The 15,172-nt window shown below is 63.2% G+C and carries 12 protein-coding genes and 1 pseudogene; 10 read left to right on the top strand and 3 right to left on the bottom strand.

Annotated features, from left to right (window positions below):
- The first annotated feature begins 76 nt into the window (after positions 1–76).
- A complete protein-coding gene (locus F3H98_RS16075; protein ID WP_149761158.1) occupies positions 77–937 on the top strand; it encodes a TIGR01459 family HAD-type hydrolase in 861 nt (286 codons plus the stop codon).
- A 9-nt stretch (positions 938–946) separates the two neighbouring features.
- Complete coding sequence (locus F3H98_RS16070; protein WP_188130440.1) at positions 947–1,939, top strand: bifunctional riboflavin kinase/FAD synthetase; 993 nt, start codon at positions 947–949, stop codon at positions 1,937–1,939.
- A 7-nt stretch (positions 1,940–1,946) separates the two neighbouring features.
- Here the strand turns inward: F3H98_RS16070 and F3H98_RS16065 are convergent, their stop codons facing one another.
- Positions 1,947–2,510: an HdeD family acid-resistance protein gene (locus F3H98_RS16065; protein WP_149761157.1), complete on the bottom strand. Its 564-nt coding sequence runs from the start codon at positions 2,508–2,510 to the stop codon at positions 1,947–1,949.
- 144 nt (positions 2,511–2,654) lie between these two features.
- Here F3H98_RS16065 and F3H98_RS31775 point away from each other — a divergent pair.
- The 3 genes and pseudogenes from F3H98_RS31775 to F3H98_RS16050 form a co-directional block, all read left to right on the top strand.
- A pseudogene (locus F3H98_RS31775) lies at positions 2,655–2,825 on the top strand (MipA/OmpV family protein); the annotation flags it as partial.
- 238 nt (positions 2,826–3,063) lie between these two features.
- Positions 3,064–6,009, top strand: a complete 2,946-nt coding sequence (ileS, locus tag F3H98_RS16055; protein WP_149761155.1) for an isoleucine--tRNA ligase — start codon at positions 3,064–3,066, stop codon at positions 6,007–6,009.
- Between the two features lie 197 nt (positions 6,010–6,206).
- The gene (locus F3H98_RS16050; RefSeq protein WP_149761154.1) at positions 6,207–6,902 is read left to right on the top strand and encodes a hypothetical protein; all 696 of its coding nucleotides are present in this window, start codon (positions 6,207–6,209) and stop codon (positions 6,900–6,902) included.
- A 9-nt stretch (positions 6,903–6,911) separates the two neighbouring features.
- Here the strand turns inward: F3H98_RS16050 and F3H98_RS16045 are convergent, their stop codons facing one another.
- Positions 6,912–7,364: a nucleoside deaminase gene (locus F3H98_RS16045; protein WP_149761153.1), complete on the bottom strand. Its 453-nt coding sequence runs from the start codon at positions 7,362–7,364 to the stop codon at positions 6,912–6,914.
- Positions 7,365–7,445: 81 nt separating this feature from the next.
- Here F3H98_RS16045 and F3H98_RS16040 point away from each other — a divergent pair, with 81 nt between their 5' ends.
- From F3H98_RS16040 to F3H98_RS16020, 5 genes are all read left to right on the top strand, one after another.
- Positions 7,446–9,335, top strand: coding sequence for a pseudouridine synthase (locus F3H98_RS16040; RefSeq protein ID WP_149761152.1), 1,890 nt, complete (start codon positions 7,446–7,448; stop codon positions 9,333–9,335).
- Positions 9,316–9,870 (top strand): 16S rRNA (guanine(966)-N(2))-methyltransferase RsmD, encoded by a 555-nt coding sequence (gene rsmD, locus F3H98_RS16035; RefSeq protein ID WP_149761151.1) that lies wholly within the window; start codon positions 9,316–9,318, stop codon positions 9,868–9,870. The genes F3H98_RS16040 and rsmD overlap by 20 nt, the downstream gene beginning before the upstream one ends.
- Before the next feature lie 106 nt (positions 9,871–9,976).
- Complete coding sequence (locus F3H98_RS16030; RefSeq protein WP_149761150.1) at positions 9,977–11,353, top strand: M16 family metallopeptidase; 1,377 nt, start codon at positions 9,977–9,979, stop codon at positions 11,351–11,353.
- Positions 11,354–11,364: 11 nt separating this feature from the next.
- Positions 11,365–12,732, top strand: a complete 1,368-nt coding sequence (locus F3H98_RS16025; protein ID WP_244621743.1) for a M16 family metallopeptidase — start codon at positions 11,365–11,367, stop codon at positions 12,730–12,732.
- Entirely contained in the window at positions 12,729–13,622 is an 894-nt protein-coding gene (locus F3H98_RS16020; RefSeq protein WP_244621742.1) for a patatin-like phospholipase family protein, read from the top strand. Before F3H98_RS16025 ends, F3H98_RS16020 begins: the two co-directional genes overlap by 4 nt.
- Positions 13,623–13,630: 8 nt before the next feature.
- Here F3H98_RS16020 and F3H98_RS16015 read toward each other — a convergent pair whose 3' ends face one another.
- Positions 13,631–15,058 carry an MATE family efflux transporter gene (locus F3H98_RS16015; RefSeq protein ID WP_149761149.1) on the bottom strand — a complete coding sequence of 476 codons (1,428 nt, stop codon included), beginning with the start codon at positions 15,056–15,058 and terminating at the stop codon, positions 13,631–13,633.
- Positions 15,059–15,172 lie beyond the last annotated feature (114 nt).

Below are 15,172 nucleotides of genomic sequence, written 5' to 3'. Positions count from 1 at the left end.
CAGGGAAGGCCGGTTCGGTTAATTCCGGAGCGGTTTTTGGCGAACCGCCAGGCCGGATGAGATTTGAGGAGACGTGATGACAGGTTCGCCGAAGATGATCGGCTCGCTTGATGCGCTGGCCGGCGAATACGCCGCGATATTCTGCGACGTGTGGGGTGTCATCCATAATGGCGTGGAAAGCTTCCCGGATGCCACCGCTGCGCTGAAGCGCGCAAGGCAGAAAAGCGTCGCTGTCGTTCTGATCACCAATGCGCCGCGTCCGTTTGGTCCAGTCGAGGAGCAGCTTGCAGCGCTTGGTGTGCCACGCGATTCCTGGGATCGCATTGTCACGTCGGGCGATGTCACGCGCGACCTCATCCGCTCCGGTCCGCGGCGCGTCTTCCATCTCGGTCCGGAGCGCGACACGTCGATCTATGACGGCATCGACGTCGAACTTGTCGAGGAGTTCGAGGCGCAGGCGGTTGTCTGCACCGGTCTCTTTGATGACGACACCGAGACGCCTGACGATTATGCCGACATGCTGAAGCGGCTGCGGGCCCGCAACCTGCCTTTCATCTGCGCTAATCCCGACATCGTGGTGGAGAAGGGTGACCGGCTGATCTTCTGCGCCGGCGCGCTGGCGCGCGACTACGGCCAGCTTGGCGGCCGCACCGAGATTGCCGGCAAGCCGCACCGGCCGATTTACGAGGCCGCGCTGAAGGAAGCGTCCGACGTGCTTGGACGCCCGGTTACGGCAGACGATACTTTGGCAATCGGCGACGGCGTACTGACCGACGTCAAGGGCGCGGAATCGAACGGCGTCGATGTGCTCTATGTTTCCGGCGGCATCCACGCCGGCGAGTATGGCGACCCGCAGGACCCGGATTCGGAAAAGCTGGCGGCTTTCCTCGGTACCCGCGGCCATCACCCGGTCGCCGTCATTCCCCGGCTTCGCTAGGCATTCCGCGTGGGCCGGCCGTTTCGCCATATCACCGACATTGCCGAGCTGCCCAGAGAGCTGCGCGGTGGGGTGGTGGCGATCGGCAATTTCGACGGCGTGCATCGCGGTCATCAGGCAGTGCTGGAACGTGCGCTGGCCGAAGCCCATCGCAGGGAAGCGCCGGCGTTGGCGCTGAGCTTCGAGCCGCATCCGCGCACCTTGTTTCAGCCGGAGGTGCCGCTTTATGTCATCACGCCGCCGCCGATGAAGGCGCGGCTGCTGGCCGAGCTCGGTTTCGATGGCCTCGTGCAGCAGCCGTTCACGCGGGAGTTTGCCAGCCAGTCGGCGGAAGAATTTGTCACCCGTATCCTGGACCAGGGGTTGGGCATCGGTCACGCCGTCACCGGCTTCGACTTCCATTTCGGCAGGAATCGCCAGGGCGGACCGGCGTTCCTGATGGCCTCGGGCGAGAAACACGGCTTCGGCGTCACCCTTGTCGATGCATTTCGCGATGAGGCAGGCGAGGTGGTTTCGTCAAGCCGCATTCGCGCTCTTCTCGAACAAGGCGATGTCGTGCAGGCGGCAGGTCTGCTCGGTTACCGCTATACGGTCGAGGCCGAGGTGGTGCGGGGAAAACAACTCGGCCGCGAACTGGGCTTCCCCACCGCCAATATGGCTTTGCCCGCCACGACCGGACTGAAGTACGGAATCTACGCCGTGCGGTTGCGGCGCGCCGACGGTTCGCTGCACGACGGCGTCGCCAGCTTCGGTCGCCGCCCGACCGTCGACGATGACGGCGCGCCGCTGCTCGAGACCTTCGTCTTCGACTTTTCCGGCGACCTCTATGGAGAGCGGTGCGCGGTTTCTTTCTTCGGCTTCCTGCGCGGCGAAGTGAAATTCGACGGGCTGGATGCGCTCATCGTACAGATGAAACGCGACGAAGCGGAAGCGCGCGCGCTGCTTGCGGGCGCGCGGCCACTCTCCGATCTAGACCGGCAGGTTGCCTTCGATGGCGGCTGACTGACGCCTATCGTTTCAGCGCCAGCCCGAATGCGATGTACGACCAGCCCTGGAAGATCAGGTCTATCGCCAGGAACATGCCGAGGATCCACAGGCTGTTGACCGGCCATCCGATGGCGATGATCACGCCGAGGAGCAAGGTTATGACGCCGCCGGCGACGACCCATCCCCAGTTGGCGTCGGGGCGAGCCTTCATGCCGACCCATATGCGCAACACACCGCCGGCAATAAGCGAGATCGCCAGGATGAAAGTCAGAACTGCGGAGGCCAGCAACGGGTTCATCAGGGTAACGACACCGGCAACGGCGTAGACAATGCCGCTGAGCAGCCACCAGAAGAAGCTTCCCCAGGTCTTGACGCCGAAAGCATGGATAATCTCCGCGACGGCGCCGATCAGCATCAGCCAGCCGACGAAAAAGACTGAAGCGACGGTCGCGATGACCACGTTGTAGAAGGCGATCACGCCAAGCACCAGGAATGCGATGCCAAGTGCGACGAACCAGCCCCATTTGGAACGGACCTCTGCGATCGATCCGCCAAGGCTTTTCGGCGAGTGCGGTATGTCAGTCATGGTGGCCTCCGTTGGGCTCGCCATTCACCCGATCACGAGCCTGCCGGCAGGATAGCGCGGAAGCACCAACGCGTCCATTTCCCCGCAAGTGCAAAATCGGTCCACCGTTGACGCCATGATTATGAATTAAATCAATTTTTGCCGGTAGGCGCCGGCGGCGCCATCACGTGGAAGACCACCGAGCGGATCACCACCAGCATGTTTGGCGAATATTCGCGGCTGATGGGCCCGACGGCAGATTCCAGCCCGGTGAAGGAACGCGGCTCGAAGAACCAGTGGCTGTTCGGCGTCTCGGCGACCTATCGTTTTCGATTTCCAGCTTTAGACCCTTGCATTATCCTCTTTATTCCCCGGGCTGCGTCAGTTAAAAGGCGCGGCCATGACGATCTTTTCGCACAAATTGGCGATACGAATTACCAGCCCGGTCTTCCCGGCGGCCTGAAGCTGCCCGAAGATCCGGGACATTTTGCGCGCCAACACCTCGCGCTTTTTCCAATTCATGATAGTTGAACGCCCGGGCGCCCCGCCCACGGGCTGTTGATATGGCAAGACGATGACCGATACGTCAGAAAAACTCGATTATTCCAAGACGCTCTATCTGCCGCAAACGGAATTTCCGATGCGCGCCGGCCTGCCCGAAAAGGAGCCGCTGGCGGTCGCGCGGTGGCAGAAGATGGACCTTTACAGGCGCCTGCGCGAAACTTCGGCCGGCCGCGAGAAGTTCGTGCTGCATGACGGCCCACCCTACGCCAACGGCAACATCCATATCGGCCACGCCCTGAACAAGGTGCTGAAGGATGTCATCACCCGCTCCTTCCAGATGCGCGGCTACGACTCGAATTACGTGCCGGGCTGGGATTGCCACGGCTTGCCGATCGAATGGAAGATCGAGGAGGAGAACTACCGCGCCAAGGGCAAGGCCAAGCCGGATCTGAAGGAACCGGCGGCAATGGTGGCGTTCCGCCAGGAGTGCCGCGCCTATGCGGAAAAGTGGATCAAGGTTCAGGGCGAGGAATTCCAGCGGCTCGGCGTCGTCGGCGACTTCAAGAATCCCTATCTGACAATGAGCTTCCACGCCGAGTCGCGCATCGCCGGCGAGCTCCTGAAATTCGCGACCAGCGGTCAACTCTATCGCGGCTCCAAGCCGGTGATGTGGAGCGTGGTCGAGCGCACCGCGCTGGCCGAGGCCGAGGTAGAGTACCAGGACTACGAGTCAGACACGATCTGGGTGAAATTTCCGGTCGAATCTGCCGGGGATCAGGATGTTGCTCATGGCGACGTGCTTGACGCCCACGTTGTCATCTGGACGACCACGCCCTGGACCATCCCCGGTAACCGAGCCGTCAATTTCTCGCCGCGTGTCAGCTACGGCCTTTATGAGGTTACGGCGGCGGAGAACGATTTCGGTCCTCAGCCGGGCGAGAAGTTGATCTTTGCCGATGCACTGGCCGAAGAGTCCGAAGCGAAGGCGAAGGTCAAGTTGAACAAGCTCCGCGGTGTTTCGGCGGAAGAGCTCGGTAGCCTTACGCTCGCCCACCCCTTCGAAGGACTCGGCGGGGGCTACGAATTCCCGGTTCCCATGCTCGCCGGCGACCATGTCACCGACGACGCCGGCACGGGCTTCGTTCACACTTCGCCAAGCCATGGCCGTGAGGACTTCGACGCCTGGATGGACGCGGTAGCCGAACTGGAGAAGCGTGGCATCGATACGCGGTTGCCCTTCCCGGTCGACGACGCTGGATTTTACACCAAGGATGCGCCGGGCTTCGGGCCGGATCGCGAGGGCGGAGCGGCGCGCGTCATCGATGACAACGGCAAGAAGGGCGATGCCAACAAGGTCGTCATCGACGAGTTGATCGAGCGCAACGCGCTGTTCGCGCGCGGCCGGCTGAAGCATTCCTATCCGCACTCGTGGCGGTCGAAGAAGCCGATCATCTTCCGCAATACGCCGCAATGGTTCGTCTACATGGACAAGGAGCTGGGTGACGGCACCACCTTGCGCAGCCGTGCGCTGAAGGCGATCGACGACACCCGCTTTGTGCCGGCCGCCGGCCAGACCCGGCTGCGCTCGATGATCGAGGAGCGGCCCGACTGGGTGTTGTCGCGCCAGCGCGCCTGGGGGGTGCCGATTGCCGTCTTCGCCGACGCTGACGGCACCGTCCTGCTTGACGAGGCCGTCAACCAGCGCATCCTCGACGCCTTCGAGAAGGAGGGCGCCGATGCCTGGTTCGCGGAAGGTGCGCGCGAGCGTTTCCTCGGCAGCCGTGCCAACGAGCCGTGGACGCAGGTGATGGACATCCTCGACGTCTGGTTCGATTCGGGCTCTACCCACACCTTCACGCTGGAAGACCGGCCCGACCTCAAATGGCCAGCGGACGTCTATCTCGAAGGCTCCGACCAGCATCGCGGCTGGTTCCATTCCTCGCTTCTGGAAAGCTGCGGCACCCGCGGCCGCGCGCCCTACGACACGGTCGTCACCCATGGTTTCACCATGGACGAGGAAGGCCGCAAGATGTCGAAGTCGCTTGGCAACACGGTGGTGCCGCAGGACGTGATCAAGCAGTCCGGCGCAGACATCCTGCGCCTGTGGGTGGTGACGACCGACTACTGGGAGGACCAGCGCCTCGGCAAGAATGTGCTGCAAACCAACATCGACGCCTACCGCAAGCTTCGCAACACCATCCGCTGGATGCTGGGCACACTTGCTCACGACGAAGGGGATGTGGTGCCGGTAAAGGAGATGCCGGAACTGGAGCAACTGATGCTGCACCGGCTGGCCGAGCTCGATGAGGTGGTCCGGACCGGTTACGACGCCTTCGAGTTCAAGCGTGTCACCCGCGCGTTGCTCGACTTCATGGTGGTCGAGCTGTCGGCCTTCTATTTCGACATCCGCAAGGACGCTCTTTATTGCGACGCGCCGTCGAGCATAAGGCGCAAGGCGGCCATGCAGGTGGTACGCCACCTGTTTGACCGCTTGGTGACCTGGCTGGCGCCGATGCTGCCGTTCACAATGGAAGAAGCCTGGCTGGAGCGATATCCCCAGTCGGAATCGGTGCACCTCGAACAGTTCCGGGACACGCCGGTCGATTGGAAGAACGATGCGTTGGCCGAGAAGTGGCGCAACATCAAGCAGGTTCGGCGCGTGGTCACCGGCGCACTGGAAATCGAGCGCGCCAAAAAGACCATTGGCTCTTCATTGGAGGCAGCGCCGGCGGTTCATATCGCCGATGCGGAGCTGCGCGCCGCGCTTGACGGTGTGGATCTCGCCGAAATCTCCATCACGAGCGGAATCTCGATCTCTGATAAACCAGCGCCTTCCGGGGCTTTCGCCATCGAGGATGTGAAGGGCGTCGGCGTGGTCTTCGCGCCTGCTTCCGGCACCAAGTGCGCGCGTTCCTGGCGCTACACCGACGATGTGGGCTCCGATCCGGAGTTCCCGGATGTCTCGGCGCGGGACGCAGAGGCGCTGCACGAACTGCGCGCGCTCGGCAGGCTTTGATCCAACAAGCGCGTCGACAATGCACAGGTGGGGACGACGATTCGGTGGTCGTTGCCCTTGCCGCCGGCTTGAGGTAAAAGCGCAGCCGGGTCCGAACGCCTTGTTGTCGCCGGATTTTCAGTGAAAACCGGTTTTCGGACGGGGATCCGGCATGTGCCGGGTTGGTTGAGAGGCTCTTGGCAGTGAGAAATTTGGGCATGGCAGACAAGTATCGCGCACGGCTGTGGCTTGGCGCGCCCCTCGTCGCATCGAGCCTGATGCTGGGCGGCTGCATGGGGTCTCCGACCTACGGGACCGATAAGACGTCGACCGCGCAGCTTGCCTCGGATCTCACCGGAATCCTGTCCATTGCCCCGAAGCCTCGCAATCCGATCGACTACAAGCCACGCCCTGAACTGGTGAAGCCCGCTCCCGGCACTGCCGCGAATGCGGTCCTGCCGGCGCCACAGCAAAGTGTCGCCGCCGCGTCCAACCCGGCATGGCCGGAATCGCCCGAGGCGCGCCGGGCCCGTATTCGCGCTGAAGCAACGGCCAACCAGAACAATCCCAATTACGAACCGCCGATCATTCAGGATGTCGCTGTCGCGTCTGCAAACAGCACGCCCGGCGCTGGCCTGCCAGAAAAGGGCAACGATTCGGGCTCCAACCAATCCATTCGCCGGCCAGAGTTCACCAACACGCGTGAGGCCTACAAAGCACGTCTAGCCGAAACGAAGCAGGGCAGCGAGACCAGCCGGAAATATCTGAGCGAACCGCCGCTGGTTTACCGTGCTCCCGCGGCAACTGCGCCGTCGGGTGATATCGGCGAGGACGAGTACAAGAAGGAACGCCGCGCCAAGGCGGCTGCCCGCAAGGGCAACTGGTCGTGGCGCCAGCTCATTCCCGGCACATGATGAAAAAGGTCAGGTGTCGCGCCTGACCTTAAAAAAATCCTTAAGGAGCGTGGCAGCGCTGCTTTCGCCGATCCCGGCATAGACGTCCGGTACATGGTGGCAGGTGGGCGAAGCGAAGAACCGCACGCCGCTGACGACCGCGCCGCCCTTCTCGTCGGTGGCGCCGAAATAGAGGCGGCGCAACCGGGCGAAAGCGATTGCGGCGGCGCACATCGTGCAGGGCTCCAGAGTGACGTAGAGGTCGGTCTCGTTCAGCCGCTCTGCCGACAGGAGCGAAGCGGCCTCGCGGATCACCAGCATCTCGGCATGAGCAGTCGGATCGTTGAGCTCGCGGGTTCGATTGCCAGCACGCGCCAGCACCCGGTCGCCGCGAACTAGCACGGCGCCGATGGGCACTTCGCCGCGCTGCGCGGCGGCTTCGGCTTCCGCCATCGCCATCGCCATGAAGTCCGGGCGTTTCACGCGTCCGTCATCCCCCGACATTTCCCTCGCACCTTGATGGTGTTCCTGTTATCTACCCGCGCTGAAGGGCAAAGGCCACATATGGACGACGAACGAAAGAAGGGACCGCGCAAGGGCGGTCCGAAATCCCCGGGTGGAGCACGTGGCGGCGAACGTCCCGCGCGTTCCGGCAAGCCCGGGTTCGCGGGAAAGCCGCGTGCCGAGGGAGCCAACAAGCCATTCCGGAAGCGTCCCGCCGACAGTACTGGCGAAGCGCGCAGCGAGCGGCCCCAATCCAAATTCAGGCGCGACGACCGCCCGAGGACCGATGGTGAACGCCCGCGTTCGGGAAAGCCCGGATTCGCGGGAAAGCCGCGCGCGGACGGCGACCGCAAGCCGTTTGTCAAACGCGACCAGGCAGGTGGCGAACGTCCCCGTCCGAATTTCAAGCGCGACGACCGTCCGGCTGGCGAGGGCGTCCGTGCGGAGCGCGCCGACCGGCCGTTCCGCGCCGGTCCGCGACCAGAGCGCAAGCCATTTGAGAAACGTCCGCCGCGCGAGGGCGAACGCCGCTTCGAACGTAGCGAACGCCCGGCGGGCGACCGGCCGGAGCGCCGCGCCAAGCCCGCTGGTTTTGGCGGCGAACGCAAGCCGTTCGTGCGCAAGGCTGAAATTCCCGGCTCCAGCGAAGGAGAGCGGATCGCCAAGCGCCTGGCGCGCGCCGGCATCGCCTCGCGCCGCGACGCCGAGGAACTGATCGCGGCCGGCCGTGTCCGGGTCAACGGCAAGGTGCTGTCGTCGCCTGCCGTCAACGTCACCGCCAACGATACGATCGAGCTGGACGGCACCACCATTCCGCCGATCGAGCGCACCCGGCTGTTCCTGTTCCACAAGCCCGCCGGTGTCGTCACCACCAATCGCGATCCCGAAGGCCGCAAGACGGTTTTTGATGTGCTGCCGAAGGACCTGCCGCGCCTGATGACGATCGGACGCCTCGACATCAACACGGAAGGCTTGCTGCTTCTCACCAACGATGGCGGGCTGGCGCGGATGCTGGAACTCCCGACAACCGGCTGGTTGCGGCGCTACCGGGTGCGGGTGCACGGCAAGCCGGACGAAAAGGCACTGGCGGAGCTGAAGAACGGCATTGCGGTCGAAGGCGTGTTCTATGGCGCCATCGAAGCGACGATGGATCGCGCCCAGGGCACCAATGCCTGGCTGACGATCGGACTGCGTGAAGGCAAGAACCGGGAGGTGAAGAACATTCTCGGCGCGCTCGGCCTCGACGTGACGCGGCTTATCCGCATCTCCTACGGGCCGTTCCAGCTCGCCGAGCTGCCGGAAGGCCATATCTGGGAAATGAAGGGCAAGACGCTGCGCGACCAGCTTGGCGAGCGGTTAATCGAGGAGTCCGGTGCGAATTTCGACGCCGACATCGTCAAGCCATTCTCCAACAAGCCGACCCGGCGCGAATTCGAGCGCGAAGAACAGCCGGAACGTCCGAGAATCGTGCGCGACGGCGAACGCGGAAGGATCGGCGAGGGCGGCCTGATCAAGAACCGCAAGCGCCGTGAAAACACCCGTGACGAAGCTCTGGGCAAGCTCTCGACACGGCCGGAAAAGGGCGGTTTTGGCGAACGCGGCCCAAAGCCGGAGCGCGGATCGTTTGGTGAACGCAGCGAGAGGCCATCTTTTGGTGAAAAGAAACCAAGAGGCGGCAAGGGCGAACGCGAACAGCGGCCGATAGAGCCGCCCGGCCAGCGCAAGGCAAACGTCTGGATGGCGCCGGGCGCGCGGCCGATCGGCAAGGGCAGGGCGGAAGCTGAAAAGCACGATGCCGAAGCCAGGAAGAACCGCAAGCCGAGGTTCGACAAGCCGGGCGGAAAGCCGGACTTCGACAAGCCGCGCGGCGGCAAGGGCGGCGATCGCCCGCGTGGCGACGGCCCCAAGGGACCGCGCGGGGGCGGAAGAAATGCGGATCGTCGGCGGTGAGTTTCGCGGCAGACCGCTGGCCGCGCCGCGCTCCGAAGCCATCCGCCCCACCACCGATCGCACCCGCGAGGCGCTGTTCAACGTGCTGGCGCACCGTTATGCCGACAAGCTGGACGGTGGCCGGGTGCTTGATCTTTTCGCCGGCACTGGTGCACTCGGTCTCGAGGCGCTGTCGCGTGGCGCTTCCTATGGCGTTTTCATCGAAGAATCGGCGGAGGGACGCGGCCTGATCCGCGGCAATGTCGAAGCATTCGGCCTGACCGGCCGCACCAAGATCTTTCGGCGTGACGCAACCAACCTCGGCGAGGCCGGTACGATGCAGGCCTTCGATCTGGTTTTCGCCGATCCACCCTACGGCAAGGGCCTCGGCGAACGGGCGCTCCAGAGCGCCAGGGCAGGCGGGTGGCTGGCCGCCGGAGCGCTCTGCGTGGTCGAGGAGGCTGCGTCCGCAAGTTTCAATGCGGGGCCGGGTTTCGCGGTCGCCGACGAGCGCAGCTACGGCGACACCGTCATCCGTTTCATCGAAAGCGCCTGAATCCGGCCTTGTTTGGCGGGCGAAGTGCCAGCCGGATTACGAACAATTCACTTGCTTGACGGGGTGGAGCCTGTAACCACCTGCTGCAAGTTTCGAAAGGCGACCCATGATATCTTGTTTTCACTCGGCGCGGTTTGCGCGGATAGGTTCTGCGTTGGCCGTCGTCCTTGTGCTGATAGCGCCCGCTGCGGCTGAAGCGCCGCGCGATTCCGCGGAGGTCGAGAATTTCCTTCTCGACAACGGCATGGAAGTCGTCGTCATCCCGGACCATCGGGCGCCGATAGTCACCCACATGGTGTGGTACAAGACTGGCAGCGCCGACGAGCCGCCCGGCAAATCCGGCATAGCGCATTTCTTCGAACACCTGATGTTCAAGGGCACCAAGGCGCATAAGGCCGGCGAGTTCGGCGCCAGGATCGCCGAGATCGGCGGCAGCGAAAATGCCTTCACGTCTTATGACTATACCGCGTATTTCCAGACCGTGACGCCCGACGCGCTGGAAACCATGATGGCGTTCGAGGCCGACCGGATGCGCGGCCTCATCCTCACAGACGAAGTGATCGGCCCTGAGCGCGACGTTATCCTTGAAGAGCGGCGCTCGCGTATCGAAAACAGCCCTGACGCGCTTCTGTCGGAAGAGGTCGACGCGACACTTTACCAGAACCATCCCTATCGCGTTCCGGTCATCGGCTGGATGCACGAGATGGAGCAGTTGAACCGCACCGACGCGGTGGCCTTCTACGACCGCTATTATGCGCCCAATAATGCGGTGCTCGTGGTCGCCGGCGATACCGACGTCGAAACAGTGCGGAAGTTGGCCGAAAAGACGTACGGCAAGGTGCCGCGCGGACCTGACCTGCCACCACGGGTGCGCCCGCAGGAACCGGAACAGAACACCAAGCGCACGGTGACCCTAACCGACCCACGCGTCAGCGTTCCGAGCTTCCAGAAATCCTGGGTGGTGCCGTCCTACAATCATTCGGAGCCCGGCGAGGCGGAAGCGCTCGACCTTTTGTCGGAAATCCTCGGCGGCGGCACCCGCAGCCGGATTTACCAGCAACTGGTCGTCAAGCAGGGCATCGCATCGACGGCCGGGGCCTCCTACCAGGGCACCTCGTTCGATCCGTCGAGCTTCACGATCTACGGCGCACCGCGCGGCGAGGCGGGACTTGAGTCGGTCGAAGAAGCCATAGATACGGAAATCCGTGGTCTCATCAAGGATGGCGTCACCGAAACGGAACTCGAGAAGGCCAAGAATCGCTTCGTCCGTTCGATGATTTTTGCGCGCGACAGCCAGTCAGGGATGGCCAACATCTATGGCTCGACGCTCGCCACCGGCGGCACCGTTGAAGATATCCAGAAATGGCCGGACCGGATAAAGGCGGTCACCGCAAAGCAGGTGCAGGACGTGGCAGCCAAATATCTCAACCCCGACCACTCGGTCGCAGGTTACCTGCTGCCGACCGCCGAAGCGAAGAAGTGAGAGACAGGGCCATGATCATGCCAAGCCGCTCACAACTTCTCGCCGCTACCGCTACGCTGTTCCTGGCGCTGGTTTTCCTGACCTTGCCGGCGATCGTGGCGGCGCGTGCCGCCGTCACCATTCAGGAAGTCGTCTCCGAAAAGGGCATCAAGGCCTGGCTCGTTGAGGACTATTCCGTGCCGATCATCTCCGTTCGCTTTGCCTTCGGCGGTGGCAGCACGCAGGATCCTCCGGGCAAGGAAGGCCTCGCCAATCTGATGACCGGGCTGTTCGATGAGGGCGCCGATAATCTCGACAGCGATGCCTTTCAGGAGCGGCTCGACGACGCCGGCGCGGAGATGGGTTTCAACGCCGGCCGCGATTCACTCTACGGTTCGATGCGTATGCTGGCCGACCAGAAGGATGAGGCCCTGGAATTGCTGCGGCTGGCGGTCGAGAAACCGCGCTTCGACCAGGCGCCCATCGACCGTATCCGTGCGCAGATCGTGGCCGGAATCACCGCCAACGCCAAGGATCCGCAGACCACGGCACAGCTTGCCTGGGCCAAGGCGCTCTATGGCGAGCATCCCTATTCCCGCCGTGACGAAGGCACCCAACAGACACTGGCCAGCATCACAACCGATGATCTCCACGCCTTCCACAAGCGGCTGTTCTCGCGTGGCAACCTGACCATCGGCGTCGTCGGCGCGATCGATGCGGAAACGCTCAAGCGCGACCTCGACAAGGTATTCGGCGACCTGCCGGCTGAGCCCTCACTGGAGAAGGTCGACGCCATCCAGCCGAAGCTCGATCAGGAGATCCGGGTCCCCTACGATCTGCCGCAAACCTCCCTGCAACTTGCCTATCCTGGCATCGAGCGCACCGATCCGCAGTTTTTCGCAGCGTTCCTGATGAATCACATCTTGGGCGGCGGCACCTTCACGTCGCGGCTGTTCGATCAGGTGCGCGAGAAGCGCGGTCTGGCCTACGGCATCGACTCGTCGATCGTGAACAACGAGTATTCGTCGGCGCTGGTCATTTCGACGGCAACGCGCTCCGATCGTTCCGCCGAAACGCTGGACATCATCCGCGCCGAGGTGAAGCGCATGGCCGATAGTGGGGTAACGGATGAAGAGTTGGACGCAGCGAAGAAATATCTGATCGGCTCTTATGCCATCAACAATCTCGATACGTCGCGCAGCATCGCCGGAACGCTGGTCGAGTTGCAGATTAACAATCTCGGCATCGACTATATCGAGCGCCGCAAAGGCCTGATCGAGGCAGTCACCAAGGAACAGGTGCAAACTGCCGCGAAGCGGCTTCTTTCAGCGCAGCCGGCGATCCTGATCGTCGGACCGGCCAAGGCCGAGGCGGAAAAAACCGAGGGGAACAAAGGGTGAGCAACACGCGGCCCCGCGCGGCTGTGAAACTTGGCAGCAGCGAGCCGAGCTTCTCCATAGCTTTCGGCGGTGGCGGCGCGCGTGGCCTGGCGCACATCCACGTGATCGAGGCGCTCGACGAACTGGGCGTCCGTCCGATCTCGATCGCTGGTTCGTCGATCGGCGCCATAATGGGCGCCGGCATGGCCGCCGGGATGCGCGGAGCGGAAATTCACGAATATTCGCGTTCCATTCTTGGCCGCCGCGCTGAAGTTGCCGCCCGCATGTGGCGCGCCCGTCCGGGCAGCCTGGGTGAGATGGTGACCGGTGGTTTGCGCGTTTCGCAGTTCAACATAGAGCGCATCCTGAAAGCCTTCCTGCCCGACGCCATACCACTCACATTCGGCGAGCTGAAAATCCCGCTGAAGGTGACGGGGACGGATTTCTTCGGGCACAGGCTGGCAATCTTCGACAAGGGCGATCTCCATTCCGCGCTTGCGGCGTCGGCGGCCATCCCCGCAGTATTCCGGCCGGTTCGTCGCGACGGCATGCTTCTGATCGACGGCGGCATCTACAACCCAGTGCCGTTCGATCTCATCGATGGCGACGCCGACATAACCATTGCCATCGATGTCGTCGGTGCGCCATCCGAGAGCGGAAGACGGCGGCCGAATTCCATGGAACTGATGTTTGGCGCCACGCAACTGATGATGCAGTCGATCATCGCCATGAAGCTGAAGAGCAAGCGGCCCGAGATTTTTCTCAGGCCGCCGGTGTCGCGTTTCCGTGCGCTCGACTTCCTGAAGATCGATGCGGTGATGGCCGAGACCGCGTCAATCAAGGACGAGCTGAAACGTGCTGTCGAGGCTGCCGTCGAAACCCGGCGAAGGCGCAGCGGCAACCCCGGCTGAGACAAGGGCTATTGCAATGTCGCCGTCTTGCCAGTGGAGAACGGCGATTGTGCCGACGGCGGCGGCGGGGGAAGCGGCATTTCCGGCGGCGGCTGCTTGCCAATGCGTGCGATCACCCGGAAGCAGACGATCACCGAGACGACGCCGAATACCACCGCGCCCAGTCCCCAGCCAGCAATGACGCCGAGCGCGCCGTAATAATGCGCGCCCGCCCAGACGAAGGGGATGACGCCAAGCGTCGAGCGCCCCCAGTTGAACACGGTCGAATATGTCGGGAAGCCGAGATTGTTGAATGCCGCGCTTGATACGAAGATGGCGCCGTTGAAAAGGAAACTGCCGGCGGCGAACATGCAGAAGAACACGATGAGGTCGTGCGTTTGCTGCTTGGCGCCGAACAGCGAGGAAATGGGCTCGGAAAAAAGCGCCAGCAAGGCCCATACCCCCAGCACATAAACGATGGTGAAAAGCAGACTGTCGCGCATGGTCGACATCAGGCGGTCGTATTTGCGGGCGCCGTAATTCTGGCCGAGAATCGGACCGACCGCGCCGGAAAGCGCGAAAATGACCCCGAAGGCGACAGGTACGATGCGGCCGATAATCGCCCAGCCGGCGACTGCGTCGTCGCCGAATTGTGCGATCTGCGTGGTTACGTAGGCGTTGCCGACCGGCGTGGCGACTTGAGTAAGCACGGCGGGAAGGCCGATCGAGAAAAACGGCCGGAAGGCGGCTACCAGCCTTTCCCAATCAGGCAGCTTGATCAGGTGGTGAACAACATGCGCGCCATGGATGCCGATGGCCAGCATCACCGCACGGGAAAGCACGGTGGAGATGGCTGCGCCGTCGATACCGAGATCGAGCCCGAAAATGAGGATTGGGTCGAGGATGGCAGCGGCGATTGCCGCGCCAAGCGTCACATACATTGCCCGCCGCGCGTCGCCGACGCCGCGCAATATACCGGTCGTGCATATGCCGAGCGCGACCAGCGGCGTCGATGGCAGCACCATCTGCAGAAAGCGCGTGGTCAGGTCGAGGGTTTCGCCTTGCGCACCGAGCAGCGCCGAAAGCTCGCGCAGGAAAGGCCATGTGGCGAGTGTCATGGCGGCAGTGGTCAACCCCATGAACACCATCGAAGCGCCACCCATGCGGGCCGCTTCGTCGCGACTGCCCCGGCCAAGGCAGCGTGCGACGAGCGCGGAACAGGCGATCGTGAAACCAATCGTCACCGAGATGGTGAAGAAAAGCAGGGTGGAGGCAAAGCCGATCGCTGCTGCGAGTTCCTGGATGCCGAGCAGCGAGATGTAGAAGAGGTTCAGCGCATCGACGATGAACACGGCGATCAGTCCAACGGAACCCGTCGCCGTCATGACGATGACATGGCGCATCGTCGAACCGGTGACGAACCGGGCATCTGGCGCGGGCTGCGGCTTGGTGTCCATGGTAACTCCCGGCTCGTCCGAATCGGACGGCAGCCGCCCACCCCGCAATCTAGAGAGACGGACAGGGATTACCATGCTGACCTGGCCGGCCAGCCAGTACGCGGGCAACCGCCG

This window comes from Neomesorhizobium albiziae (genome assembly GCF_900114255.1).
Classification (GTDB): Bacteria; Pseudomonadota; Alphaproteobacteria; order Rhizobiales; family Rhizobiaceae; genus Neomesorhizobium; species Neomesorhizobium albiziae.
The sequence above is the reverse complement of the archived record's forward strand: the minus strand, read 5'-3'. Positions and strand labels throughout refer to the sequence as shown.

Coding starts and splice junctions, on each gene's coding strand:
- F3H98_RS16075 (WP_149761158.1), top strand. CDS start 77: ATGACAGGTTCGCCGAAGATGATCGGCTCGCTTGATGCGCTGGCCGGC.
- F3H98_RS16065 (WP_149761157.1), bottom strand. CDS start 2,510: ATGACTGACATACCGCACTCGCCGAAAAGCCTTGGCGGATCGATCGCA.
- ileS (WP_149761155.1), top strand. CDS start 3,064: ATGACCGATACGTCAGAAAAACTCGATTATTCCAAGACGCTCTATCTG.
- F3H98_RS16050 (WP_149761154.1), top strand. CDS start 6,207: ATGGCAGACAAGTATCGCGCACGGCTGTGGCTTGGCGCGCCCCTCGTC.
- F3H98_RS16040 (WP_149761152.1), top strand. CDS start 7,446: ATGGACGACGAACGAAAGAAGGGACCGCGCAAGGGCGGTCCGAAATCC.
- rsmD (WP_149761151.1), top strand. CDS start 9,316: ATGCGGATCGTCGGCGGTGAGTTTCGCGGCAGACCGCTGGCCGCGCCG.
- F3H98_RS16030 (WP_149761150.1), top strand. CDS start 9,977: ATGATATCTTGTTTTCACTCGGCGCGGTTTGCGCGGATAGGTTCTGCG.
- F3H98_RS16025 (WP_244621743.1), top strand. CDS start 11,365: ATGATCATGCCAAGCCGCTCACAACTTCTCGCCGCTACCGCTACGCTG.
- F3H98_RS16015 (WP_149761149.1), bottom strand. CDS start 15,058: ATGGACACCAAGCCGCAGCCCGCGCCAGATGCCCGGTTCGTCACCGGT.